This is a genomic window from Pseudomonas sp. 05T35, assembly GCF_056396605.1.
The window spans coordinates 1-23,797 of record NZ_JBFTLU010000008.1; the positions used below are offsets into that span (position 1 = coordinate 1).

The following is a 23,797-nucleotide window of genomic DNA, read 5'->3' on the forward strand; positions in this document are numbered from 1 at the left end:
GGCCGGGATTTTTCTGCCGCAATCCGGCTTGCGCGTCCTGCGCACCAAGCGCCCGTTGCTGCAATTGCTGCGGGCACTGTGCTTGCTCGGGACCAGCCTGTTGTTCACTACGGGCTTGTTGTTCATTSCTTTGGCGGAAGCCACGGCGGTCAACTTTCTTGCACCGGTGCTGGTGACTGCGTTGTCGGTGCCATTGCTCGGTGAGCGGGTGACGCGCGGGCAATGGCTGGCGGTGATTTGCGGGTTTATCGGCGTGTTGATCATCGTCCATCCGGGCGGTGATTTGTTCACTCCGGCGGTGTTGCTGCCGTTCTGCTCGGCGTTGTTTTTCTGCTTCTATCAACTATTGACGCGCAAGCTCAGCGAGATCGACAGCCCGACCACCAGCAACTTCTTTGCCGGTTTGTGCAACACCCTGGTCATGAGCGCACTGGTGCCGATGTTCTGGCAAGTGCCGAGCTTGACTCATGGCCTGCTGATGCTGGCGCTGGGTAGCTGCGGGATGACTGCGCATCTGTTGCTGACTCAGGCATTCCGGCATGCCGCACCGGCACTGCTGGCGCCTTTTGGTTACTGTCAGATCGTGTTTGCCGGACTGCTCGGCTGGCTGCTGTTTTCCCACACGCCGAGCCTGACCACGGTCATTGGTATCGCGATCATTTGCCTCAGCGGTTTGGCGGCGGCCTGGCAACAGCGCAGAAGCTGATTGCGCTCAAAACCTGAAACGCACGACCAGGTTCTGCAAGCCGGCCGCCAGTTGCGACAACTCCCGACTGGTGGCGCTGGTCTGGGTCGACGCATCGGCGCTTGCCAGCGACAGGTCGCGGATGTTCAGCAGGTTGCGATCGACCTCCCGGGCCACTTGTGCCTGTTCTTCCGAGGCGCTGGCGATCACCAGGTTGCGCTCGTGGATCTGCTCCATGGCGCAGGTGATTTGCGTCAGGGCCAGGCCGGCCTGTTCGGCGATCGACAAGGTCTGGGCCACGCGCTGGCTRTTGCCGTGCATCGACAGCACCACACTGTCGGTGTCGCCCTGAACCCGGGCGATCATCTGCTCGATTTCCCGGGTCGACTGCTGGGTGCGGTGGGCCAGGGCTCGCACTTCATCGGCGACCACGGCAAAACCGCGCCCGGCTTCCCCGGCTCTTGCGGCCTCGATGGCGGCGTTGAGGGCCAGCAGGTTGGTCTGTTCGGCAATGGCGCGGATGACGTCCAGTACTTTGCCGATTTCCCGAGATTGTTCGGCCAGGGTCTGAACCTGTTGCAGCGCGGTGCCGACTTCGGCACTCATGGCCTGGATCGAATCGAGGGTCTCGATCACTCGCGCCTGGCCCTGAGTGGCCTCTATCGTCGACTGGCGCGTGGTGTCTGAGGTCGAGACCGCGTTGCGCGCGACTTCTTCGACGGCGACAGTCATTTCATTGACTGCCGTGGCGGCCTGCTCGATTTCGTTGTGTTGCTGTTGCAAACGATTGGAGTCCTGCCCGGTGTTCTGGCTCATCTGTTGCGCCGCACCGTTCAGTTGGTTCGACGTATCACTGATCAGTTGCAGGGTGTCGCGCAGGCTGTTTTGCATGCTTGCCAGGGCCCTGAGCAGACGGGCGGTTTCATCGGGCCCCTGGCTCAGGATCGGTGCACTCAGGTCACCGTCGGCAACCTGCTCGGCCACACGCACAGCCTGACGGATGGGCATGACGATGCTGCGGATCAGCAGCCAGGCCAGGCATGAGGTCAGCAGGGCAACAGCGATCAGTGCGCCGATCACGGTCATTTTTACCTGGGCGTAAAGCCCGTCGGCATGGCTGGCCGATTGACTGACTTCGCTGGCGGTGAGGTTCATCAGCTCGGTGAATTGATCGCCGGTCTGGGTCGAGTAATCCTGGATTTTTCCGTTGAGCAGCGCGCTCATGTCCTCGCTGCGGTTTTGCCGGGACAGTTCTTCGTATTGATCCAGCGCCTGTCGGTAGCTCTTTACAGTGCTGACAAAGGTTTCGTACTGCACGCGGTTGTAGTCGTCGACCAGGGGCGCGAACCTGTTCAGCGTTTGCTCAAGCCAGCCTTCCACCTGGTGCAGGCGGGCGATAGTGCCATCGAGTACTTTCGGCTCGCGGTTGAGCGCCATGCGCAGGCTGAGCACGCGAATGCTCAGAATGTAGTCGCGGATTTCCCCCAGGTAGCGTGTGCTGGGCAGGGAGACGTTTTCGGTGTGCTGGCCAGTGGCGCGCACTTCGGCCACCTGCTTGAGGGCAAACAGTCCTTGCAACAACACCAGCAGGGCGATTAGGCCGAAGCTGATCAGCGCGCGTTTGGCGATGCTCAGGTTACCCAGAGACATGGTGTGATCTCCATGGACGGAAGAAAGAGGGACGAAATCGGCAACCGTGCAAACAAAAAAAGCAGGCCTGAAACCAGGCCTGCGAAAGAGGTAGCGTCAGTTGTCGATTTTCGGAATCTTGCGCGGTGCCATGAAGTACAGCCAGATCAGCGCAATGAAGTACATCGCTGGAATCATGGTGAACAGCACGGTGTAGTTGTTATTGGTGATGGTCAGGATGTGCCCGACCAGTTGGGTCATGAACATCCCGCCAATGGCGGCGCACATGCCGCCGAAACCGAACACCGTGCTCATCATGTGCTTGGGCGTGTAGTCCATCACCAGGCTCCAGATGTTCGCGGTCCAGGCCTGGTGCGCGCCGATGGCCAGCGAAATGGCAAACACCGCGACCCACAGGTTGCTGGAGCCGGCAGCCATGATCACGCCGATGATGCAGCAGGCGAACAGCAGCATCGACATCAACCGGGCCTTGATCGGGTTGACCCCACGGCCGATCAGGAACGAGGACAGAATGCCACCGCCGACACTGCCGAAGTCGGCCGTCATATAGATGATGATCAGCGGAATACCCATTTGGGTCACGTTGATACCCAGGTTGTATTGCTGATTGAGGAACGGCGGCAGCCAGTACAGGTAGAACCAGAACACCGGCGCGGTCATCGAGTAGGCGAGGGCAAAGGCCCAGGTGCCACGCATCCGCAGGATCCGCGAGAACGGTACGCGTGCCTGTTCCGGTTCGGCTTCGTTCTGGATGTAGTCCAGTTCCGATTGCTTCACCGACGGGTGATCTTCCGGGTTGAAGTACTTCAAGCCCCAGAACACCAGCCAGATCCCGCCCAGTGCCGACATGCACAGGAACGCGGCTTGCCAGCCCCAGACGTGGAGGATCAGCGGCAGTAGCATCGGCGTGAACATCGCGCCGACGTTGGTCCCGGCATTGAAGATGCCAGTGGCCACGGCGCGCTCACCGGCAGGGAACCACAGCCGGGTGGTCTTCACGCAGGCCGGGTAGTTGGCAGCTTCGGTCAGCCCGAGAATAAAGCGGCAGACCATAAAGCCCAGGGCCGAAGTCGCCAGGCCATGGGCACCGGTCGCCAGGCTCCAGAGCAGCACTGCGCAGAAGAACACGCGCTTTACGCCGATCCGGTCKATCAGTCGGCCTTGCAGCACGAAGCCGACGGCGTAACCGACCTGGAACCAGAAGTTGATGTTGGCGTAGTCCATCGCCGTCCAGCTCATTTCCTTGGCCAGGATCGGTTGCATGACGCCCAGTGCGGCGCGGTCGATGTAGTTCAGGGTGGTGGCGAAAAACACCAGCGCCAGCATGCCCCAACGGGTTTTGCCGACCGCCATGGCGCCGCGGATTTTGTCGCCGATGCCGCCGGACGCGACACCCAGGCTCGAGGCCGTGCGGGCGCTTTCTGTGTGAGAGCTCTGAGAAGGAATCATCTGTGCCATCCGTTCAATGACTGACAAGCAAGGCTCGTCGGGACTTCATGGGCGCGTGATCAATCGTCGGGGTGCGCGCATGCGCAGGGTGAAAACGATGATTGATCGGCTGAGTGTTTGTGTTGGCTCAGTGTTGGCTGAGGCAACCAAAGCGCGTGTTCAGCATGCGGACCGGGTTCGGTCGCGGGCGCCAGAAAGCTTCGAAGGCGGTTGGCGGTCAGGCGCCAGGCACGGGGAATGAAGGAGAGAGCAACGGAGCGAGGCGTTGAATGCAAGCATGAGCGTGTACCCGATTTTTGAATTTTTTATGGTGTGTTCTGGGTCGTTGGTCACTTCGACCGGTGGTTGATGACCGGACTCGATGTGCTGCCGATGGTGCGCAGTGAGCGAAAAATCGTCAATTCGCCAACCGCCATTGTGTTCGATAATCGCACAGTAAACTAACCGGTTGGTACACTTTGCGTTGCTCGTAACATCCATGCAGCCAATAATTTGCCCCAAGTTAAACGCAAGCCCTTGTAGCAGCAGGCTGCGCCAGCTGCTACGAAAAGCCGTGTCGTGCCTCTAACAAGATCAACCCATCCCACCGGGAGTCGAAACATGCAGCGTTCCATTGCCACCGTTTCCTTGAGCGGTACCCTGCCGGAAAAACTCGAAGCCATTGCCGCAGCGGGTTTCGATGGGGTGGAAATTTTCGAGAATGACCTGCTGTACTACGATGGTAGCCCGCGTGAAATTAAACAGATGTGCGCTGACCTCGGCATCGCCATCACCCTGTTTCAACCGTTTCGTGATTTCGAAGGCTGCCGCCGCGACCGCCTGCCGCGCAACCTTGAGCGCGCCGAGCGCAAGTTCGACCTGATGCAGGAACTGGGTACCGACCTGGTGCTGGTGTGCAGCAACGCCTCGGCCGACAGCGTTGGCGATGAGCAGATTCTGGTCGATGATCTGCGACTGCTGGCCGAGCGCGCCGGGGCTCGTGGCTTGCGGATCGGTTATGAGGCGCTGGCCTGGGGTCGGCACGTGAACACGTATCAACAGGTCTGGAACATCGTCCGCCAGGCGGATCATCCGAATCTGGGCGTGTTGCTGGACAGTTTTCATACCTTGTCGCTCAAGGGGGATCCAAGGGCTATCGCGGATATTCCCGGCGAGAAGATTTTTTTTGTGCAAATGGCCGACGCACCGATCCTGGCGATGGACGTGCTGGAGTGGAGCCGACATTTTCGTTGCTTCCCCGGACAAGGCGAATTCGACTTGCCGGGTTTTCTCGCGCCGATTATCCAGAGCGGTTACACCGGGCCGCTGTCACTGGAAGTTTTCAATGACGGATTCCGCGCCGCGCCACCACGGGCCAATRCCGCCGATGGCCTGCGCTCCTTGCTGTATCTGGAAGAGAAGACCCGAGCGCGTTTGCAGCAACAAGCGACGCCCACACCGAACCTCGACATTTTGTTTGCCACACCGCCGGCCAGTGAGTACGACGGCATCGAGTTTCTCGAGTTCGCGGTGGACGAAAGTCTTGGCGCCAAACTCTCGCATTGGCTGGAGCGACTGGGTTTCGTCAAGGCCGGTGAACACCGCTCCAAGAACGTTACGCTGCTGCGCCAGGGCGATATCAATCTGATCCTCAACTCTGAACCCTATTCGTTTGCCCACAGCTTTTTTGAAGCGCACGGGCCGTCATTGTGTGCGACCGCAGTGCGGGTCAAGGACAGCGCCAGTGCGCTGGCCCGAGCGGTGGCGTACAAAGGGCAACCCTACCGCGGTCTGGTCGGCCCCAATGAACTGGAGCTGGCGGCGGTCCGCGCGCCGGATGGCAGCCTGATTTATCTGGTGGATGAAAACGCGGATGTCTACGGCACCGACTTCAGGCTGCATCCGACGGCAGCCACCGGTGGTGGACTGAAATGGATCGACCACATGGCGATGGCGCTGCCGGCGGACAGCCTCGACAGTTGGGTGCTGTTCTACAAGAGCCTGCTGGATTTCGAAGCTGACGATGAAGTGGTGTTGCCTGACCCTTACGGCCTGGTGAAAAGCCGCGCGCTGCGTAGCCGATGCAGTTCGATCCGTTTACCGCTGAATATTTCCGAGAACCGCAACACCGCGATCTCTCACGCCTTGTCCAGTTATCGCGGCTCCGGTGTGCACCACATTGCATTCGACTGCGACGATATTTTCGCTGAAGTCAGTCGTGCTAAAGCAGCCGGTGTACCGCTGCTGGACATCCCGCTCAACTATTACGATGACCTCGCGGCACGCTTTGATTTCGATGACGAGTTCCTCAGTGAGCTCGCCTATTACAACGTACTGTATGACCGCGATGCCCAGGGCGGTGAGCTGTTTCATGTGTACACCGAACCGTTTGAAGGGCGCTTCTTCTTTGAAATCATCCAGCGCAAAAACGGTTATGCCGGATATGGTGCGGCCAACGTCGCGGTGCGCCTGGCGGCAATGGCGAAATCACGCAGCGGAGGTTTGCGTCACGCCAAGTTGTAGGGAAATGGTAAACGCAGGGGGTAAACGGCCGTGGCGAAGCTTCCTTCACTGCAGCGTGCGGCCCATAATCGCCAGCTGTGCAGTGAAGGCCATGAGCCCGGAATGAGAATGACCACAGAACTCACCGTCGCGCCCGACGAACCCTTGATCGAGCCGCGCAAGAGTCGCAAGAACAACCCGGAAAAGACCCGCGAGAACATTCTTCAAGAAGCCATTGTCGAGTTCGTTCAACAGGGTCTGTCCGGTGCTCGTGTCGATGCGATCGCCGAGCGTATCCACACCTCGAAACGGATGATCTATTACTACTTCGGTAGCAAGGAACAGCTCTACGTCGAGGTGCTGGAGAAGCTTTACGGCGACATCCGCAGCACTGAAAGTCGCTTGCACCTGGCTGAGCTGGAACCGCGTGAGGCGATTCGGCGGCTGGTGGAATTCACCTTCGATCACCATGACCGCAACGTCGATTTTGTGCGCATCGTCAGCATCGAGAACATTCACAACGCCGAGTACGTGAAGCAGTCCGAAGCGATCAAGGCGATGAACAATACGATCCTCGATTCGCTAGGCGTGATTCTGCGTCGTGGTGCCGAGGAGGGGGTGTTCCGCAGTGGGCTGGATCCGCTGGACGTGCACTTGTTGATCAGTTCGTTCTGCTTTTACCGGGTGTCGAATCGTCATACCTTTGGTGAGATTTTTCAGATCGACTTACCGGATGACGCGATCAAGCAACGTCATCGCGAGATGATCTGCGAGTCAGTGCTGCGTTATTTGCAGGCCTGAAGCTCACCGTCTGCAGAGTGCAGATCGTTCCCACGCTGCGTGGGAACGATCAACTTGCCTGTGATGTGTTCAGCCATTCATGCTTTGAAAATGCGCGAGCATCCGCTGTGCATCCGGCGCCACGCCACTGAACAACTCGAAGGCCTTTACCGCCTGAAACACGGCCATGTTGCCGCCATCCAGCGTACGGCAACCCAAGGCACGGGCATTGCGTAGCAGTTCAGTTTCCAGTGGAAAGTAAACGATCTCCGCGACCCACAATTCAGCCCGTAGCAACTCCACCGGCACTGGCATGCCGGGCAGTTTGGCCATGCCCATCGGCGTGGTATTCACCAGTCCATCGGCCTGCACCAGCGCACTTGGCAGATCGCTGCCGGCACAGGCCCGGTCGCTGCCGAAATGCTGATTGAGGTTATTCGCAAGGCTTTGCGCGCGACTGACGTCCACATCGAAAATACTCAGGTGCTGCACACCTTCGCTTAGCAGCGCATGGGCCACCGCAGCCCCCGCACCACCAGCGCCCATTTGGACGACGCGCTCGCGGGCAGCATCCTTCAAGCCACGGCGAAAACCTTCGGCGAAACCGAGGCAGTCGGTGTTGTGGCCAATGCGTTTTCCGTCCTTGAGCACCACGGTGTTGACGGCGCCAATGCCTCGGGCTTCCGGTGAGAGTTCGTCGAGCAGCGGGATGATCGCCTGCTTGCACGGAAAGGTGATGTTCAGACCGGTAAAGTTCATCCGTTCCGCCGACATCAGCAGGTCGGGGAGGGCGCCGCTGTCGAGTTTCAGCTGATCGAGGTCAATCAACCGATAAAGGTAGCGCAGGCCTTGGGCATCACCTTCGCGCTCATGCAGCGCGGGGGTTCGAGACGCCTGGATACCGGCGCCGATGAGTCCTGCGAGTACCGTGTTGTTCTGCGACATGTGGCTTATCCCTTCAAGCGTTGACTGAAATGCTCCAGCGCCAGGCGATAGCCGTGGCTGCCGAATCCGCAGAGAACTGCGGTGGCGATGGCCGATACGAACGAGTGGTGACGGAATGGCTCGCGAGCATGTACGTTCGACAGGTGCACCTCGATTACCGGTAACTCGCTGGCGACCAGCGCGTCACGGATCGCTACCGAAGTGTGTGTCCAGGCCGCCGGGTTGATCACGATTCCGGCGCAACGACCGCGTGCCGAATGAATCCAGTCGAGCAATTCGCCCTCGTGGTTGGTCTGGCGAAACTCCACCGCCAGGCCGAACTCTTCGGCAGCGCGACCGCACAAGGCCGAGATGTCGGCCAGGGTTTCGTGGCCATATGTCGCCGGCTCACGGCTGCCGAGCAGGTTCAGGTTCGGGCCGTTGAGCACCAGAACGATAGGGGACATCAGGGCGTTCTCCATTGTTATTGTGGGCGTGGGTCGAGGGTGACCCGCCTGTGGAGATAAATTGTACCAGCTGGTTAATTTGGTCAATTGAAGCAGAGCGGCAAGTCTCGCAAGACGGCAATAAGTGTTCGATGATCGGACAGTCGCGTGTGYGCTTGCCCAAAAATAAAATTCAACACTGAACCACTGTGGGAGCGAGCCTGCTCGCGATAGCGGTGTGTCAGGTAACCTCAATGTTGGATGTGCCGGCCTCATCGCGAGYAGGCTCGCTCCCACATGAGTATCCGCAGGTTGTGAAATCGCGTTAACTGGGCACCCAAGGCAACGCTCGGTCAAGGATGATTGTGAACACCGACTCTAAGCCCCACCAGTCCACCCGCAACGCCCAACTGATCATCGCTGCGCGACTGGTCTCGGACTTCGGTGCGTTTCTCAATATGGTGGCGCTGGCCACTTACGTTTATATGCTTGGCAACAGCGCCATGAGCGTCGGGATCTTTCTCGCCAGCCGCGTGGCCGGTGGGGTTTTTGCCAGTTTGACCGGCACGACGTTTTATCGTCGTTGGGGCGGACGCTTACCGTTGATAGCCTTCGACCTGCTGCGTGCCGGGCTGTTAGGTCTGTTGCTGGTATTGCCGGTGTCGCAGCAAGTGCTGTTATTACCGGTGATCGCTTTCGGTCTGGGGTTCGGCAACTCGATGTTTGCCATCGGCCTCAACAGTCAATTGCCGCACATGATCGCCGGGGAGCAACTGCTCAAGACCAATGCCTGGATCACTTCGGCTTCGTCCGCAGCGATGGTTGGCGGGAGTCTGGTGTCCGGGCTGTTGGTGGCTGGTTTCGGCTTCGAAACGGTGTTTGCACTGAACGTCGTCACTTATCTGTTGGCGGCACTATTCATTGTGCCGTTACGGTTTTTCCGACCGGCACTCAAAGCCGAGCCAACCCACAAACGTGACGAATGGAGCGCGCTACGCCAAGGCTTGCGCAGCTCGCCGGTCATCGCTGCGATGCTCGCGTTGGCGATGGCTGACACCCTCGGCAGTGCCGCGCACAATGTGGGTTTCCCGATTATTTCCAAACTGCTGACACCCGAGTCCGCCAGCACTACGCTGGGCCTGATGCTGGCAGTATGGGCGTGTGGCAAGTTGATCGGAGCACGGGTGGCCAGCCGCTTGCCAGGCTCGGAAAACTCAAACCTGGAGCGACGGTTCTTTTTCGGCGTGTTGTTGATGTCCAGCGGCTTCATCCTGATGTTCCAGCAACAGAGCCTCTACGGCTTGCTGCTGTTTGCGTTGCCAGCGGGCCTGGGGGATGGCTTTTCCGAGGTCGGGCTGATGTCGCGCTTGCAGCGTGAACCGGACAGCCTGCGCCTGCCGATTTTCAGCGTTCTGACCTTGCTGCAAATGACCGGGTTCGGCGTCGGCATGTTGATCGCCGCGCCGTTTTACAACGTGTGGGCACCCGGCGCGGTGGTGCTGCTGTTTCACGGGATCCCCCTCAGCACCTTGCTGGTGCTGAAGGTATTGGCGATCAGGAGCGAGCGGGCTCGGCGCAGCAGCCCGACGCCAGTTCCTTGAGTATCGGGCAGTCCGGGCGGTGGTCGCCCTGACAATGTTCCACCAGATCCTGCAGGGTGTCGCGCAACTGGCCGAGTTCGCGGATTTTCTGGTTCAGCTCGTCGATGTGCTGGCGGGCCAGTGCCTTGACGTCGGCGCTGGCCCGTTGGCGATCCTGCCAGAGGGTCAGCAGTTTGCCGACCTCTTCCAGGGAAAATCCGAGATCGCGTGAACGCTTGATGAACGCCAGGCTGTGCAGGTCGTCGTCGCCGTAGATGCGGTAGCCGCTGTCGGTGCGATGCGCTGCCTTGAGCAGGCCGATCGATTCGTAATAGCGAATCATCTTGGCGCTCAGGCCGCTGTGTCGGGCTGCTTGGCCGATGTTCATTCAACGTCCTCCAGGTCTTTCGGTTTCCAGGTCTTGAGCAGTAAAGCATTGCTCACCACGCTGACGCTGGACAAGGCCATTGCCGCACCGGCGATCACCGGGTTGAGCAAGCCGAAGGCTGCCAGCGGAATGCCGATCAGGTTGTAGACGAAGGCCCAGAACAGGTTCTGACGGATCTTTGCATAGGTCTTGCGGCTGATTTCCAGTGCTGCCGGCACCAGGCGAGGATCGCCGCGCATCAAGGTGATCCCGGCCGCGTGCATCGCCACGTCAGTGCCGCCGCCCATGGCGATGCCGATATCTGCCGCCGCCAACGCTGGAGCGTCGTTGATGCCGTCGCCGACCATCGCCACGACGCCGGTCTTTTTCAGCTCAGAGACGGTCGAGGCTTTTTCGGCCGGCAGTACTTCGGCGTGAACGTTGCTGATGCCCAGCGCTTCGGCGACCACTCGGGCGCTGCCACGGTTGTCGCCGGTCAGCAGGTGACTGCCGATGTGTTGCTCATTGAGTGCTTCGATGGCGTGCAGCGCGCCAGGCTTGAGGGTGTCGCCAAAGGCGAACAGGCCGAGCACCTTGGGCTCGGGGCTTTGCTCGATCAGCCATGACAAGGTTCGACCCTCGGCTTCCCAGGCGCTGGCGGAGTCGCTCAAGAGACCGGCGCTCAAGCCGCTTTCTTCTAGTAGACGGCGATTACCCAGCGCCAATCGGCGACCGTCCAGCGTGCCGGCAATGCCGCGACCGGTCAGTGATTGGCTGGTGCTGACATCGGCCACCGGCAAGTCACGCTCGGCGCAGGCGTCCAGCACGGCTTTGGCCAGCGGGTGTTCGCTGCCGCGTTGCAGGGCGCCGGCCTGTTGCAGCAGGCTCGCTTCGTTGCCGTCGATGGCACTCAAGTGAGCGATGCGCGGCGTGCCGGACGTCAGTGTGCCGGTCTTGTCGAACACCACCACGCTGACTTCATGGGCGCGCTCCAGTGCTTCGGCGTCCTTGATCAGAATGCCGTGGCGCGCCGCCACACCGGTGCCGGCCATGATCGCGGTCGGTGTTGCCAGGCCGAGGGCGCAAGGGCAGGCGATCACCAACACCGCAACCGCGTTGATCACCGCGGTTTCCAGCGGTGCGCCGTACAGCCACCAGCCGATCAAGGTTGCCAGCGCTAAAAACATCACGACGGGTACAAACACCTGGCTGACTTTATCCACCAGCTTTTGAATCGGTGCCTTGCCGGCCTGGGCGTCTTCGACCAGACGGATGATTCGCGCCAACACGGTTTCTGCGCCAAGCGCTTGAGTCCGAACCAGCAGCCGGCCTTCGCCGTTGATTGCGCCGCCAGTGACTTTGTCGCCGGGGTGTTTGGGCACGGGCAGGCTTTCACCGCTGATCAGCGCTTCGTCGGCATGGCTCTGGCCTTCGATCACTTCACCGTCCACCGGGAAACGTTCACCGGGTTTGACCAGCACCAGGTCACCAAGGCGCAACGCGCTGATGGCGACGTCCTGTTCGCGGCCGTCGATCACCTGAATCGCTCGCTCCGGCCGCAAGGCTTCAAGAGCGCGAATGGCGCTGGCGGTCTGGCGTTTGGCGCGGCTCTCAAGGTATTTGCSGAGCAACACCAGCGCAATCACCACCGCCGAAGCTTCGAAATAAAGATGCGGCATTCTGCCGGCGCTGACCGTGGCCCACAGGTAAATGCTCAAGCCATAACCGGCGCTGGTGCCCAGGGCCACCAGCAGGTCCATATTGCCGGCGCCCGCGCGAACGGCCTTCCATGCGGCGACATAAAAGCGTGCACCGAAGATGAATTGCACTGGCGTCGCCAATGCAAACTGCGCCCAGGCCGGGAGCATCCAGTGCAGGCCGAACGGCTGCACCAGCATTGGCAGCACCAGCGGCAAGGCCAGCACGATTGCCAGCAGCAAACTCCAGCGCTCACGGCGCAGCCGCTGCACTTGATCGTTATCGGTGGCTTGCTCGGCTTGCCAGACGCTGGCGGTGTAACCGGCCTTGCTGACCGCATCGATCAATATCTGCGGATTGATCTGAGTGAGCAGCTCGAGGTGTGCGCGTTCGTTGGCCAGGTTGACGCTGACGCTGTTCACCCCGGCGATTTTATTCAAGGCACGTTCGACCCGACCGACACACGAGGCGCAGGTCATACCGCCGATGCTCAATTCGAGGCTGTGTGCGGGCACGCTGTATCCGGCTTGCTGCACGGCTTCCATGAGAGCAGGCAAACTGTCGCGGGGGGCCTGGACGCGCGCTTGCTCGGTGGCCAGGTTGACGCTGACGGCACTGGCACCGACAACTTTGCTCAACGCACGCTCGACACGTCCGGCACAGCTGGCGCAGGTCATGCCGGATATCGGCAGATCGAAGGTGGTGGAATCGGACATCGGTCTTACTCCCTGTAGAGATGACCCACAGGATCAACCTTGCCATGCGGGCAAGGTCAAGCGCCAATCTTGATGGTGTCCTTCAAGAAACCAACGCGGTCCCTGTAGCAGCTGGCGAAGCCTGCGTTCGRYCGCGTAGCGGTCGTGAAATCAGACACYGCGGTGTGTCAGGTTGATCGCGGACACAGGATTTGCGACTGCTGCGCCCGAGCGCGGACCGAGCCGAACGCAGGCTTCGCCAGCTGCTACAGGTGGAATGTGCTCAATACCCCAATGCGGCGGGCTTGAGGTACATCCCTTGCTGATTCATGGCAATGCGGAATTTCAACAGGTCACCCGCCCGTAGTGTGATGTTCTGCGAACCCGGGGCCAGCATCCCGGCACTGCAACCTGGCGCCTGGCCGGGCAGCAGTTTGAGCCGTAAGGAGTAGTTGCCCGGCGGCAAATTGAACGAAGTGCTTTGTTCCTGGAACAACCGCGCCGACAACTGATCCTGGATGTACACGCCAATCTCGCACGAGGTCGCGACTTCCAGGCGCTCGCGAGAAATGATCAACACACCATAGTCTTCGGCGCTGGCCGAGGGCGCGGCGGCGAAAAGACTGAGCATGCCGAATAGGCTGAAAGCTGACCAGCGCATGGCTGCATCTCCTGCTTTTGAGTCATTGATGGCGAAGCTTGGCCGAGCGCGGCGACGATTGCCAGCCCGGCAGATCACTGCAGAACTTGACCTTGCCACCGTGGCAAGCTCAAGACTGGTTTCAACCTCATCAAAGGAGCTATCTCATGCAAGTATTCAACGTTCAAGGAATGTCGTGCGGTCACTGTGTTCGGGCCATTACCGAGGCACTGAAAGCCAAGGATCCGGCGGCCAGTGTCCGGGTCGACCTCGCGGCGAAGGAGGTCGGTGTCGAGAGCGCGTTGTCGGCAGAGCAGGTGATCAACCTGATCAGCGAAGAAGGTTACGCGGTCAAGCTGGCGTGAACCTTTTTAATAGTTAGCGACCTATCGGAATGTTCAAGGCGTCCAGGCGCAGTTAGACTGTCGTGCTGCCGACTGACGTAAAACTGGACGCCTGATGAACCTCCGTACCATTCTGATTCTTGGCGCCCTAAGCGCTTTCGGGCCGCTGGCCATCGATTTCTATCTGCCGGCCTTCCCGGCCATGGCAGCAGCTTTCGGCACCGATGAAAAACACGTCCAGTTGACCCTGGCAGCTTATTTCCTGGGCCTGTCGATCGGTCAATTGGCTTACGGCCCGGTGGCCGATCGCTTCGGCAGGCGCATGCCATTGCTGGTGGGCGTCGGTCTGTTCACTCTGGCATCGCTGGTGTGCGCGTTTGCGCCGAGCCTTGAGTGGCTGATCGCGGCCCGTTTCGTTCAGGCGTTGGGCGGCTGCGCCGGGATGGTGATTTCCCGCGCGGTAGTCAGCGACAAGTGCGACGCGGTGGGTTCGGCGAAAGTCTTTTCCCAACTGATGCTGGTGATGGGCCTGGCACCGATTCTTGCGCCAATGCTCGGCGGTCTGCTGGTCAACCTGTATGGCTGGCAGTCGATCTTTATCGCCTTGACGGTGTTCAGCGCATTGTCAGCCCTGGCGGTTGCGCTAGGTCTGCCGGAAAGTTTGCCGGCGAACCAGCCGCGTCAACCGTTGTCGGGTGCTTTGCGTCAGTACGGTCGTCTGCTCACTGACAGGATCTTTCTCGGACATGCCTTGACCGGCGGCATTGCGATTGCCGGGATGTTTGCCTACATCGCCGGTTCGCCTTTCGTCTTCATCAAGCTTTACGGTGTTCCGGCCGAGCACTTCGGCTGGTTGTTCGGCACCAACGCCGCGGGCTTCATTCTGGTGGCGCAGGTCAATGCCCGGTTGCTCTCCAAACGTGGCCCGGCCTTTTTGCTGGCGCGCACCGTATGGATTTATCTGGCGGCAGGCCTGAGCTTGCTGGCGGTGAGTTCACTGCATACCGAGCATTTGTGGCCGTTGCTGATCCCGTTGTTCATCTGCATCGCAAGCCTGGGTTGCATCCTTCCCAATGCATCGGCGTGTGCCATGAGCGGGCAGGGCGCGCGCGCAGGCAGCGCTTCGGCGATGCTCGGTTGCTTGCAGTTCAGTGTTGCTGCAGGTGCGGCGGCGTTGGTCGGGGTGCTGCACGACGGCACCGCGATGCCGATGGCGATGGTCATCAGCCTGTGCGGAATGTTGGTGGTGAGCGTCGCGATGCTCACCCGTCGGCTGCAAGTTGCCCGGGCAGCGCAAGCCGCGACTTGAGTCAGCCGGTTGCTCGTTGCTGACGTTGGGGGAGTTGATGAGGGGCGTGCAAGCGAGCCTCGAGGGTCGAGGTAAAAGCGCGAGCTTCAGCTTCACTGCGGAAGTTCACCGCGTGGTTGTCCAGGCGAACCTGCCACTGGGATTTTGCCAATTCTTTTATCAGGATCTTCATTGCTGACTTCCTCACCTAAAAGACTGCATTGCGGGAAGCTCGATTGTAGACCTGAATCAAATCGGATTTGTGACGCGGATCAAATCCTCGGACTGACGGTGTGCGTCGTTTCTGAAACAGCAAGCCGAACACACCGTCATCTAAAACCCTAGAAGCCTTCGAGGACGATCTTGCCCCTGGATGTGCCGCTTTCCAGCAGTGCATGGGCGCGTCGCAGGTTGGCCGCATTGATCGTGCCGAAGTGTTCGCCGACTGTGGTTTTCAATGTGCCTGCGTCGATCAGCTCGGCCACCCGGTTCAGCAGCTTGTGCTGTTCGAGCATGTCGGCGGTTTCGAACAGCGAGCGGGTGTACATGAATTCCCAGTGCAACGACAGGCTCTTGCGTTTGAGCTTGGTCACGTCGAGTGCCTTCGGATCATCGATCAGCGCAAGCTTGCCTTGAGGCGCGAGGGCTTCGACCAGTTGTTCGAAGTGCTGGTCGGTTTCGGTCAGGCTGGCAACGTGTGTCACCTGAGGGTGGCCGGCGCGCTTGAGCTCTTCGCTCAGCGGTTGGCTGTGATCGATCACCAGGTCTGCGCCCAGTTCGCGTACCCAGCTTTGGGTCTGCGGGCGTGAGGCAGTGCCGATGACGTTCAGTGCGGTGAGCTGGCTGGCCAGTTGAGTCAGGATCGAGCCCACGCCACCCGCAGCACCGACGATCAGCAGGCTTTGGCCTTGAGCGGTTTTGCCTTCGCGCACTTGCAGGCGTTCGAACAACAGCTCCCACGCGGTGATCGCGGTCAGCGGTAGCGCGGCGGCTTCGGCGAAGCTCAGGGACTTGGGCATATGGCCGACAATGCGCTCGTCCACCACATGCAGTTCGCTATTGCCACCTGCGCGCGCGATGGAGCCGGCGTAGTAAACCTTGTCGCCGGCCTTGAACAGTCTGACGTCGCTGCCGACCGCCTTGACCACGCCGGCCACATCCCACCCAAGCACTTTTGCGACACCCTCATCGGGCGCGACATTCTGGCGAACCTTGGTGTCCACCGGATTGACCGAGATGGCTTTGACTTCAACCAGCAAATCCCGTGGGCCTGCAACCGGCTCGGGCAGTTCGATGTCCTGCAGCGATTCTGGATCGTTGATGGGCAGCGAACGGTAGTAGGCAATGGCTTTCATGGCGCAATTCTCATGGGGCATTCGATGGCAGGGATGATTGGTTATTTCTCTTGAAGATAAAACCGGCTAAAAGAACAGTCTCTTTCAATATTTTTTTGATAATGCAGGTGGGTTGATGCTGCGTTTCGATGACTTGCAGTTGTTCGTCCGGGCTGCGGACCTGGGCAGTCTGTCTGCGGCGGCGCGGGTCATGGACCTGTCTGCGGCAGTGGCCAGCGCCGCGCTGAAGCGGATCGAACAGCAATTGGGCGCGCGGTTGTTGGCGCGTTCGACTCGCAGTCTGCGTCTGACCGCAGAGGGCGAGGGCTTTTTGGAGTACGCCCGCGCGGCGCTGAGCAATCTGGATGAAGGACGTCGTTTGCTGGCCAGCGGACAGGATCAGGTCAGCGGCGTATTGCAGCTGTCGGCACCTTCGGACTTCGGTCGCAATTTGCTGCTGCCGTGGCTGGACGAATTCCAGCGCGAGCATCCAAAACTGACGGTACGCCTGCTGTTGGGGGACCGGATTGCCGACCTGTTTCGCCAACCGGTGGACATCGCCCTGCGCTACGGGGAACCGGAAGACTCAAGCCTGGTGGCGCTGCCGATCGCTCCGGACAACCGTCGCGTGCTGTGTGCTGCACCGCACTATCTCGCACGGCATGGCGAACCGCGCCAGCTGGAGCAACTGGCCCAGCACAATTGCCTGTTGTACATGCTGGGTAGCCGGGTTCACGACCACTGGAGTTTTCATGATGGAAAGCGGGAAATGAGCCTGACCGTCAGCGGTGATCGCTTCAGTGATGATGCGGACGTAGTGCGTCTGTGGGCGGTGGCCGGTGCCGGAATTGCCTACAAGTCCTGGCTGGATGTCGCCGGCGATGTGTTGGCCGGGCGCTTGAAAGTGCTGATGCCGGCGTTGCTCTGCGAACGCGCACCGCTGAATTTGCTGTGCGCGCATCGCGCTCAATTAAGTAAGCCGGTGAACCTGCTGAGTGAAATGCTCAAGTCACGATGTGCCCAATTGTCGGCCCAATTGCCAGCAATGATCGGTGCGGGCGAGTAGTCGCAGGCAAATAGGGAAAATTCTGGCAGGAACTATCACCTCCAAAAGCTTCCGGCCGGCAGGAACCGAAGATCATCGCGCATATACTAGCGCCTGCCTGGTGTCGCACCGTTGTCGGCGACGTTGCGATGTCTCGCTCAAAGCGGTTGGACGCTGTGCTGATCGTTGTGGAGCCCGGTCGGGGTTTTCGAAGAGGTTCGTCGCATCCGTTGCTTATACCGCCCGGCTTTTGGCGGTTTTCGCGCCTTGGCCGGCAGCACATTACTGGTCAAGATGTCCCAGAGCAGTAGACAAATGATTCAACAGGGAGTGAATACATGGAACATGCACCTTGCATCAGCCAGATAGCCACGTTGCTGGCAGACCCGAAGCGTAGCGCAATGATGTGGGCCTTGATGGACGGTACTGCACGGCAATCCGAGGAGTTGGCATTGCTGGCAGGCTTGTCGCCGTCATCGGCCAATGCGCACCTGGGGCGTTTGTCCAGCGGTGGACTGTTGAAAGTCGAGGAGCGTGGGCGCAAGCGGTTTTTCCGGCTTGCCGCTCCCGAAATCGGTGCGGCGGTTGAAGCGCTGGCCAGCGCCACACTGGCCAGTTTGCCAGGCAAGGTTCCAGAGTTGCTCAAGTGCACCAGCCCATCGACGAAAGTGCGTACGGCGCCTTCGTCATTGCTTCGGGCCAGGCTCTGTGAAGACCATCTGGGGGGAAGCCTGGCAGCCGATCTGTATCAGCGAATGCTCGATGCCGGCTGGATCGAACAGTTGGACAAGCGTGTCATCGTGACCCACAAAGGTGCCAATCAGCTGGCAACCCACGGCGTGTTCATTCAGGCCCTGGCCCACAGCACTTCCCGAGTAGTCTGCGCCTGCCCTGACTGGAGCGAGCGCCGACCGCATCTGGGCGGCACACTGGGGGCAGCGGTATTGCAGCTGTTCATGCAGTCCGGTTGGTTGAATCTGCCCAGCGACACACGTGTTCTGCAGATCACTGCGGCCGGTCAGCGTGAAATCGATCAGTTCGCCAAAGAGGCCGAGTTGGAAATGGCGCTCTAGCAACCGTTGAAATCGACGTCTGTGGCCAGAGGTTTCAGACGTCGCTCAGAGCTGTGGCCAGGTCGTATCCAGCAATAGTGACCCCAGGCGATCCCGCACACTCGATTCGGGGATTATCGAATGGGGGATACGGCATGGAAACGCAAGGCTATAGCGCGGCAGAACGTCTGGAACGACTGCCCATCAGTGGTTATCACCGGATCATTTTCATCATCATTGCCCTGGCATTTTTCTTCGACTCCATGGACCTGGCAATGATGACGTTCCTCTTGGGCTCGATCAAAGCCGAGTTTGCTCTGAGCACGGCGCAGGCCGGGTTGCTGGCCAGTTCGAGCTTCTTCGGCATGGTGCTTGGCGCGTCTTTGTCCGGGATGCTTGCCGACCGCTTCGGGAGAAAGCCGGTGTTTCAGTGGRGCATCGTGTTGTGGGGCATCGCCAGTTATCTCTGTTCTACGGCGCAAAGCGTCGAGACGCTGACGCTGTTTAGAGTGCTTCTGGGGATCGGCATGGGCATGGAGTTTCCGATTGCCCAATCGATGTTGTCCGAGTTGATCCCGGCCAAACGACGCGGGCGCTACATCGCGTTGATGGATGGCTTCTGGCCGCTGGGTTTTGTCGCGGCGGGCGTGCTGTCTTACTTCCTGTTACCGCTGGTTGGCTGGCGCGACATCTTCCTGGTGCTGGCGGTGCCAGCGGTGTTTGTCCTGGCGATCCGCTTCTTCATTCCCGAGTCACCACGCTGGCTGGAACAGGCCGGGCATCACGCGGTAGCGGACCGGGTTTTGCGGCGCATTGAAGACAAGGTGCGGAGCTCGCTGGGGCGCACCGATCTGCCGGAGCCGATTCGTTTACCCAGAGTCGAGAGTCGTCCGGGGCACTTTCTTTCGGCCTTGAATGAAATCTGGTCACCCTTGTATCGCCAACGCACGATGATGATCTGGAGCGTCTGGTTTTTTGCCTTGCTTGGTTTCTATGGCCTGACTTCATGGCTCAGTGCATTGCTGCAGCAGTCAGGGTTTGCCGTGACTCAGTCGGTGTATTACACCGTATTGATTTCCCTTGGCGGAATTCCCGGTTTTCTCATGGCTGCCTGGCTGGTGGAGCTTTGGGGGCGCAAGCCGGTGTGCATCATCACCTTGCTCGGTGGTGGTGTGATGGCGTTTTTGTATGGGCAGAGCGCGGTGTTTGGCGGCAACGTCAGCCTGTTGATCAGTTCGGGCCTGCTGATGCAGTTCTTCCTGTTCGGCATGTGGGCCGTGCTCTACACCTACACCCCGGAGCTCTATCCCACTTCAGCGCGGGCCACCGGTTCCGGGTTTGCCTCGGCGATTGGCCGGGTCGGCTCGTTGCTCGGGCCATTGGTCACCGGGCTGGTGTTCCCGATAACGGGGCAGGGCGGGGTGTTCGCCCTGGGCGCGATGTGTTTCGCCATTGCTGCGGGCGTGGTCTGGTTGTTCGGAATGGAGACGCAGGGCAAGACGCTGGAGGAGTTGAGCGAGGTCACGCAAGTCGGTTAAACACCGACTCAATGTGGGAGCGAGCCTGCTCGCGATGAGGCCATGACATTCACCATTGAAGGTGACTGTTATACCGCTATCGCGAGCAGGCTCGCTCCCACTTTGGTTTTGCGGTGAAGCTTATGGCTTGATCAGTCTGGCATCCAGGCTGTTCTGCGCCAGGCGCTTGGCCTGATCCTGGGTCATGCCCAAATGGGTATACAGCGCATGGAAGTTTTCGGTGACATAACCGCCGAAGTACGCCGGGTCATCCGAGTTCACCGTAACCTTCACGCCACGCTCAAGCATGTCGAGGATGTTGTGCTGGGACATGTCATCGAACACGCACAGTTTGGTGTTGGACAGCGGGCAAACGGTCAACGGGATTTGCTCGTCGATGATCCGCTGCATCAGGCGCTCGTCTTCGATGGCGCGCACGCCATGGTCGATACGCTGGATTTTCAGCAGGTCAATGGCTTCCCAGATGTACTCCGGCGGGCCTTCTTCACCAGCGTGAGCAACGGTCAGGAAACCTTCATGACGAGCGCGATCGAACACGCGCTGGAACTTGCTCGGCGGGTGGCCCATCTCTGAGCTGTCCAGGCCGACGGCGACAAACGCATCACGGAACGGCAGCGCCTGGTCGAGGGTTTTCTGGGCCTCTTCTTCGCTCAAGTGGCGCAGGAAACTGAGGATCAAACCGCTGGTGATACCCAGTTGCTGTTCACCGTCTTTCAACGCGCTGGCGATGCCGTTAAGCACCACTTCGAACGGCACGCCACGGTCGGTATGGGTTTGCGGATCGAAGAACGGTTCGGTGTGAATCACGTTCTGCGCCTTGCAACGCAACAGGTAGGCCCAGGTCAGGTCGTAGAAATCCTGAGAGGTGCGCAACACATCGGCGCCCTGGTAATACAGGTCCAGGAACTCTTGCAGGTTGTTGAAGGCATAGGCCTTGCGCAGGGTTTCGACGTCGTTCCACGGCAGGGCGATCTTGTTGCGTTCTGCCAGGGCGAACAGCAACTCAGGCTCCAGCGAGCCTTCCAGGTGCAGGTGCAATTCTGCCTTGGGCAGGGCGTTCAGCCAGTCGTACATATTCTTTTCTCATCAGGTACAGATAGTGAGCATTCTACAGATGCCTGTAGAAACAATTAGCAAAACCTGACCGGTCGGTTCATCCAGCCCCCCCATAAGCCTGGGTGACGGCAAGCGTGGGCCAGGGCCAGCCCTTGCCCACGATGGCGTCCGGTCAGATGCCGGCGATCAATTGCCGCGCCGCCTGGCTGTGATCGGCAATCAAGCCTTTCAGGTCCAGCCCTTCGACTTGCCCGTCGATCACTCGCCATTTGCCGCCGATCATCACCCGGTCTGCACGATCCGCGCCACACAACAGCAATGCCGAGATCGGGTCATGGCTGCCAGAGAAGCGCAGCTCATCGAGTTTGAACAACGCGAGATCCGCTTGCTTGCCCACCGCGAGTTCGCCGATGTCGCTGCGACCGAGCAACTTCGCCGACCCCTGAGTGGCCCAGCCCAGCACCAGTTCCGGGGTGATTTTCTCTGCGCCATAACGCAGCCGTTGCAGGTATAGCGCCTGACGGGTTTCGAGGATCATGTTCGAGGCATCGTTGGACGCGGAACCGTCAACGCCAAGGCCCAGCGGTGCGCCGGCAGCCGTCAGTTCCAGGGTTGGGCAGATGCCTGATGCCAGGCGCATGTTCGAACTCGGGCAATGGCAAATGCCCGTACCCGCCGCGCCGAGGCGGGCGATTTCGTCGGGGTTGAAGTGAATGCCGTGCGCCAGCCAGGTGCGTGGGCCGAGCCAGCCGACGCTGTCCAGATAATCCACGGTGCGCAGGCCGAAGCGTTGCAGGCAGAAGTCTTCTTCGTCGAGGGTCTCGGCAAGGTGGGTGTGCAGGCGCACGTCGAGCGTATTCGCCAGTTCGGCGCTGGCCGACATGATTTGCGGCGTGACCGAAAAGGGTGAGCACGGCGCCAGGGCGATCTGGATTTGCGCACCTTCGCCACGTTCGTGGTACTCGGCGATCAGGCGCTGGCTGTCGGCGAGAATCACTTCACCTTGCTGCACGGTTTGCTGGGGCGGCAGGCCTCCATCCTTTTCGCCGAGGCTCATCGAGCCACGGGTCAACATGGCGCGCATACCGAGTTCACGGACGCTTTCGACTTGCACGTCGATGGCGTTTTCCAACCCCTCGGGAAACAGGTAATGGTGGTCGGCGGCAGTGGTGCAACCCGACAACAGCAATTCAGCCAGGGCCACCTTGGTCGCCAGCGCGAGTTTTTCAGGGGTTAGTCGGGCCCAGACCGGGTAGAGGGTTTTCAGCCAGGGGAACAGCGGCTGATTGACCACCGGTGCCCAGGCGCGGGTCAGGGTTTGATAGAAGTGATGGTGGGTGTTGATCAGTCCCGGCAGGATCACATGCTCGCGGGCATCGAATACTTGTCCGCAGGGTGTTGCGGGTTGTTGGCCTTGCTTGAGTACTTCGACGATCAAACCGTCTTGCAGCACCAGGCCACCACGGGCATCGAGGTCGTTGGCCGTGAAGATCGCGAGGGGATTTTTTAACCAGATACGGGTCGCAGGCATTTGCCGGCTCCTCTGAAAATTGGGTTCAGGTTCGCCAGCTCAGTGTTGCCCTGTCTGCTGATCCAGGGTCGCCGCGGGGGGCGAAGTGCAGAGTTTCGAACAAAAGCGCTTTTCGGGCAAGCCTGGTCCGACAGGACGATGAATAACCTGTGGGAGCGAGCCTGCTCGCGAAAGCGGTGTGTCATACACCATTGACGTCGACTGACACGCCGTCATCGCGAGCAGGCTCGCTCCCACAGGGGGATGGGTGGTGTTTACCAGGGAATCGTTTCACCGCGGTAATTCACAAAATGATGCCCACCCTTGCCGGCATAGGCGTTTACCTGATCGACCAGCCCGCGGGTGCTGGTGTCGACATCGATGTCCGCGCCTTCACCGCCCATGTCGGTTTTCACCCAACCCGGATGCAGCGACAGCACGGTCAGTTTCTGTTCGCCCAACTGCGTGACGAAACTGTTGGTCATCGAATTCAGCGCCGCTTTGCTGGCCTTGTACAATGCCAGTTCTGGCGCATCAGGCATCGTCACGCTGCCGAGCACCGAGCTCATGAACGCCAGTACACCGTTGCCTTCGCGGATCTGCCCGACGAAGCGCTGGGCCAGATTGATTGGCGCTACAGCGTTGGTGAAGAACAATTGACCCACCTCGGCCAGTGTCGCGCCGCCTGGTGTCTGCACTTCCGGACCTTTGACGCCGGCGTTGACGAACAACAGGTCGAACACCTGGCCTTTGAGTCGTTGACTAAGGGCGATCACCGCTTGTTGATCGTCCATGTCGAGCTTTTCAATCTGTACCTTGCCCAGTGCCTGCAACGCCTCGGCGTTCTGTGGGTTACGCACCGTGGCGGTGACTTGCCAGCCGTCGGCCAGCAGGGTTTTCACCAGCCCCAGGCCAAGGCCGCGTGAGGCGCCGATGATCAGTGCGGTTTTTACCGTAGACATGAGTGGCTTCCTTGAAAAAAATCATGGGTTCAATGGGCAACGTTGCCCCAGCCGTTGTTGCAGTTCCTGGCGTAACTCACCGATCTCACCAAGCGTAAAGCCCRGACGTTGGACGATCAAATGCAGAAGTTAGATTCGGGGTCAGGCACTACTTCAGGGCGAGCTGCAGGRTTGGGTGCAGGTTCGGTTATCTGTTATCTGGTTAAAAAATAATCATGTGGCTGCAGGCTATGCCGGCTATGCGACTGAGCCAGCCATGAACGGGTTATCCAC

The 23,797-nt window shown here is 59.8% G+C and carries 21 protein-coding genes; 9 read left to right on the forward strand and 12 right to left on the reverse strand.

What is annotated here, in order from left to right; translation table 11 throughout:
- On the forward strand, positions 1-706 hold a 706-nt coding region (locus AC1DH9_RS01175; RefSeq protein WP_477807680.1), incomplete at its 5' end, for a DMT family transporter.
- A gap of 6 nt (positions 707-712) precedes the next feature.
- Here the strand turns inward: AC1DH9_RS01175 and AC1DH9_RS01180 are convergent.
- Together AC1DH9_RS01180 and AC1DH9_RS01185 are read right to left on the reverse strand one after the other, a co-directional pair.
- Entirely contained in the window at positions 713-2,335 is a 1,623-nt protein-coding gene (locus AC1DH9_RS01180) for a methyl-accepting chemotaxis protein (RefSeq protein WP_427542288.1), read from the reverse strand.
- A gap of 96 nt (positions 2,336-2,431) precedes the next feature.
- Entirely contained in the window at positions 2,432-3,784 is a 1,353-nt protein-coding gene (locus tag AC1DH9_RS01185; RefSeq protein ID WP_427542285.1) for an MFS transporter, read from the reverse strand.
- A gap of 600 nt (positions 3,785-4,384) precedes the next feature.
- Between AC1DH9_RS01185 and quiC the strand changes: the two genes are divergently transcribed.
- The gene (gene quiC / locus AC1DH9_RS01190; protein ID WP_477807681.1) at positions 4,385-6,286 is read left to right on the forward strand and encodes a 3-dehydroshikimate dehydratase QuiC; all 1,902 of its coding nucleotides are present in this window, start codon (positions 4,385-4,387) and stop codon (positions 6,284-6,286) included.
- Positions 6,287-6,388: 102 nt separating this feature from the next.
- Positions 6,389-7,066, forward strand: a complete 678-nt coding sequence (locus AC1DH9_RS01195; RefSeq protein WP_427542279.1) for a TetR/AcrR family transcriptional regulator — start codon at positions 6,389-6,391, stop codon at positions 7,064-7,066.
- Between the two features lie 69 nt (positions 7,067-7,135).
- On the opposite strand, the gene AC1DH9_RS01200 is transcribed toward AC1DH9_RS01195, so the two are convergent.
- Both AC1DH9_RS01200 and aroQ read right to left on the reverse strand, forming a co-directional pair.
- Positions 7,136-7,990, reverse strand: a complete 855-nt coding sequence (locus tag AC1DH9_RS01200; protein ID WP_427542276.1) for a shikimate dehydrogenase — start codon at positions 7,988-7,990, stop codon at positions 7,136-7,138.
- Between the two features lie 5 nt (positions 7,991-7,995).
- Positions 7,996-8,436: a type II 3-dehydroquinate dehydratase gene (aroQ, locus tag AC1DH9_RS01205; RefSeq protein WP_427528707.1), complete on the reverse strand. Its 441-nt coding sequence runs from the start codon at positions 8,434-8,436 to the stop codon at positions 7,996-7,998.
- Between the two features lie 344 nt (positions 8,437-8,780).
- Here aroQ and AC1DH9_RS01210 point away from each other — a divergent pair, with 344 nt between their 5' ends.
- The gene (locus tag AC1DH9_RS01210) at positions 8,781-10,016 is read left to right on the forward strand and encodes an MFS transporter (protein ID WP_427542273.1); all 1,236 of its coding nucleotides are present in this window, start codon (positions 8,781-8,783) and stop codon (positions 10,014-10,016) included.
- Here the strand turns inward: AC1DH9_RS01210 and cueR are convergent.
- From cueR to AC1DH9_RS01225, 3 genes are all read right to left on the reverse strand, one after another.
- Entirely contained in the window at positions 9,970-10,383 is a 414-nt protein-coding gene (gene cueR, locus AC1DH9_RS01215) for a Cu(I)-responsive transcriptional regulator (protein ID WP_427542270.1), read from the reverse strand. The genes AC1DH9_RS01210 and cueR overlap by 47 nt on opposite strands.
- Positions 10,380-12,776, reverse strand: a complete 2,397-nt coding sequence (locus AC1DH9_RS01220) for a heavy metal translocating P-type ATPase (protein ID WP_477807682.1) — start codon at positions 12,774-12,776, stop codon at positions 10,380-10,382. Before AC1DH9_RS01220 ends, cueR begins: the two co-directional genes overlap by 4 nt.
- Positions 12,777-13,038: 262 nt before the next feature.
- Entirely contained in the window at positions 13,039-13,416 is a 378-nt protein-coding gene (locus AC1DH9_RS01225) for a hypothetical protein (protein ID WP_054594155.1), read from the reverse strand.
- 146 nt (positions 13,417-13,562) lie between these two features.
- On the opposite strand from AC1DH9_RS01225, the gene AC1DH9_RS01230 reads away from it, so the two are divergent.
- Both AC1DH9_RS01230 and AC1DH9_RS01235 read left to right on the forward strand, forming a co-directional pair.
- On the forward strand, positions 13,563-13,760 hold the full coding sequence (locus AC1DH9_RS01230; RefSeq protein WP_427542264.1) for a heavy-metal-associated domain-containing protein: 198 nt from the start codon (positions 13,563-13,565) through the stop codon (positions 13,758-13,760).
- A gap of 94 nt (positions 13,761-13,854) precedes the next feature.
- Positions 13,855-15,048: a multidrug effflux MFS transporter gene (locus tag AC1DH9_RS01235; RefSeq protein WP_427542261.1), complete on the forward strand. Its 1,194-nt coding sequence runs from the start codon at positions 13,855-13,857 to the stop codon at positions 15,046-15,048.
- Position 15,049: 1 nt separating this feature from the next.
- Here AC1DH9_RS01235 and AC1DH9_RS01240 read toward each other — a convergent pair whose 3' ends face one another.
- Together AC1DH9_RS01240 and AC1DH9_RS01245 are read right to left on the reverse strand one after the other, a co-directional pair.
- Positions 15,050-15,220, reverse strand: a complete 171-nt coding sequence (locus AC1DH9_RS01240; protein ID WP_177474787.1) for a hypothetical protein — start codon at positions 15,218-15,220, stop codon at positions 15,050-15,052.
- 148 nt (positions 15,221-15,368) lie between these two features.
- Positions 15,369-16,382, reverse strand: a complete 1,014-nt coding sequence (locus AC1DH9_RS01245) for a zinc-binding alcohol dehydrogenase family protein (RefSeq protein ID WP_427542258.1) — start codon at positions 16,380-16,382, stop codon at positions 15,369-15,371.
- A gap of 115 nt (positions 16,383-16,497) precedes the next feature.
- Here AC1DH9_RS01245 and AC1DH9_RS01250 point away from each other — a divergent pair, with 115 nt between their 5' ends.
- The 3 genes from AC1DH9_RS01250 (at position 16,498) to AC1DH9_RS01260 (ending at position 19,996) form a co-directional block, all read left to right on the forward strand.
- Positions 16,498-17,427: a LysR family transcriptional regulator gene (locus AC1DH9_RS01250; RefSeq protein WP_427542255.1), complete on the forward strand. Its 930-nt coding sequence runs from the start codon at positions 16,498-16,500 to the stop codon at positions 17,425-17,427.
- A gap of 317 nt (positions 17,428-17,744) precedes the next feature.
- Positions 17,745-18,479, forward strand: coding sequence for an ArsR/SmtB family transcription factor (locus AC1DH9_RS01255; protein WP_427542252.1), 735 nt, complete (start codon positions 17,745-17,747; stop codon positions 18,477-18,479).
- 134 nt (positions 18,480-18,613) lie between these two features.
- Positions 18,614-19,996, forward strand: coding sequence for an MFS transporter (locus tag AC1DH9_RS01260; protein WP_477807683.1), 1,383 nt, complete (start codon positions 18,614-18,616; stop codon positions 19,994-19,996).
- Positions 19,997-20,116: 120 nt separating this feature from the next.
- On the opposite strand, the gene AC1DH9_RS01265 is transcribed toward AC1DH9_RS01260, so the two are convergent.
- From AC1DH9_RS01265 to AC1DH9_RS01275, 3 genes are all read right to left on the reverse strand, one after another.
- Entirely contained in the window at positions 20,117-21,070 is a 954-nt protein-coding gene (locus tag AC1DH9_RS01265; RefSeq protein WP_427542246.1) for an adenosine deaminase, read from the reverse strand.
- A gap of 154 nt (positions 21,071-21,224) precedes the next feature.
- Positions 21,225-22,583 carry an 8-oxoguanine deaminase gene (locus AC1DH9_RS01270; RefSeq protein WP_427542243.1) on the reverse strand — a complete coding sequence of 453 codons (1,359 nt, stop codon included), beginning with the start codon at positions 22,581-22,583 and terminating at the stop codon, positions 21,225-21,227.
- Positions 22,584-22,837: 254 nt separating this feature from the next.
- The gene (locus AC1DH9_RS01275) at positions 22,838-23,524 is read right to left on the reverse strand and encodes an SDR family oxidoreductase (RefSeq protein ID WP_427528729.1); all 687 of its coding nucleotides are present in this window, start codon (positions 23,522-23,524) and stop codon (positions 22,838-22,840) included.
- Positions 23,525-23,797 lie beyond the last annotated feature (273 nt).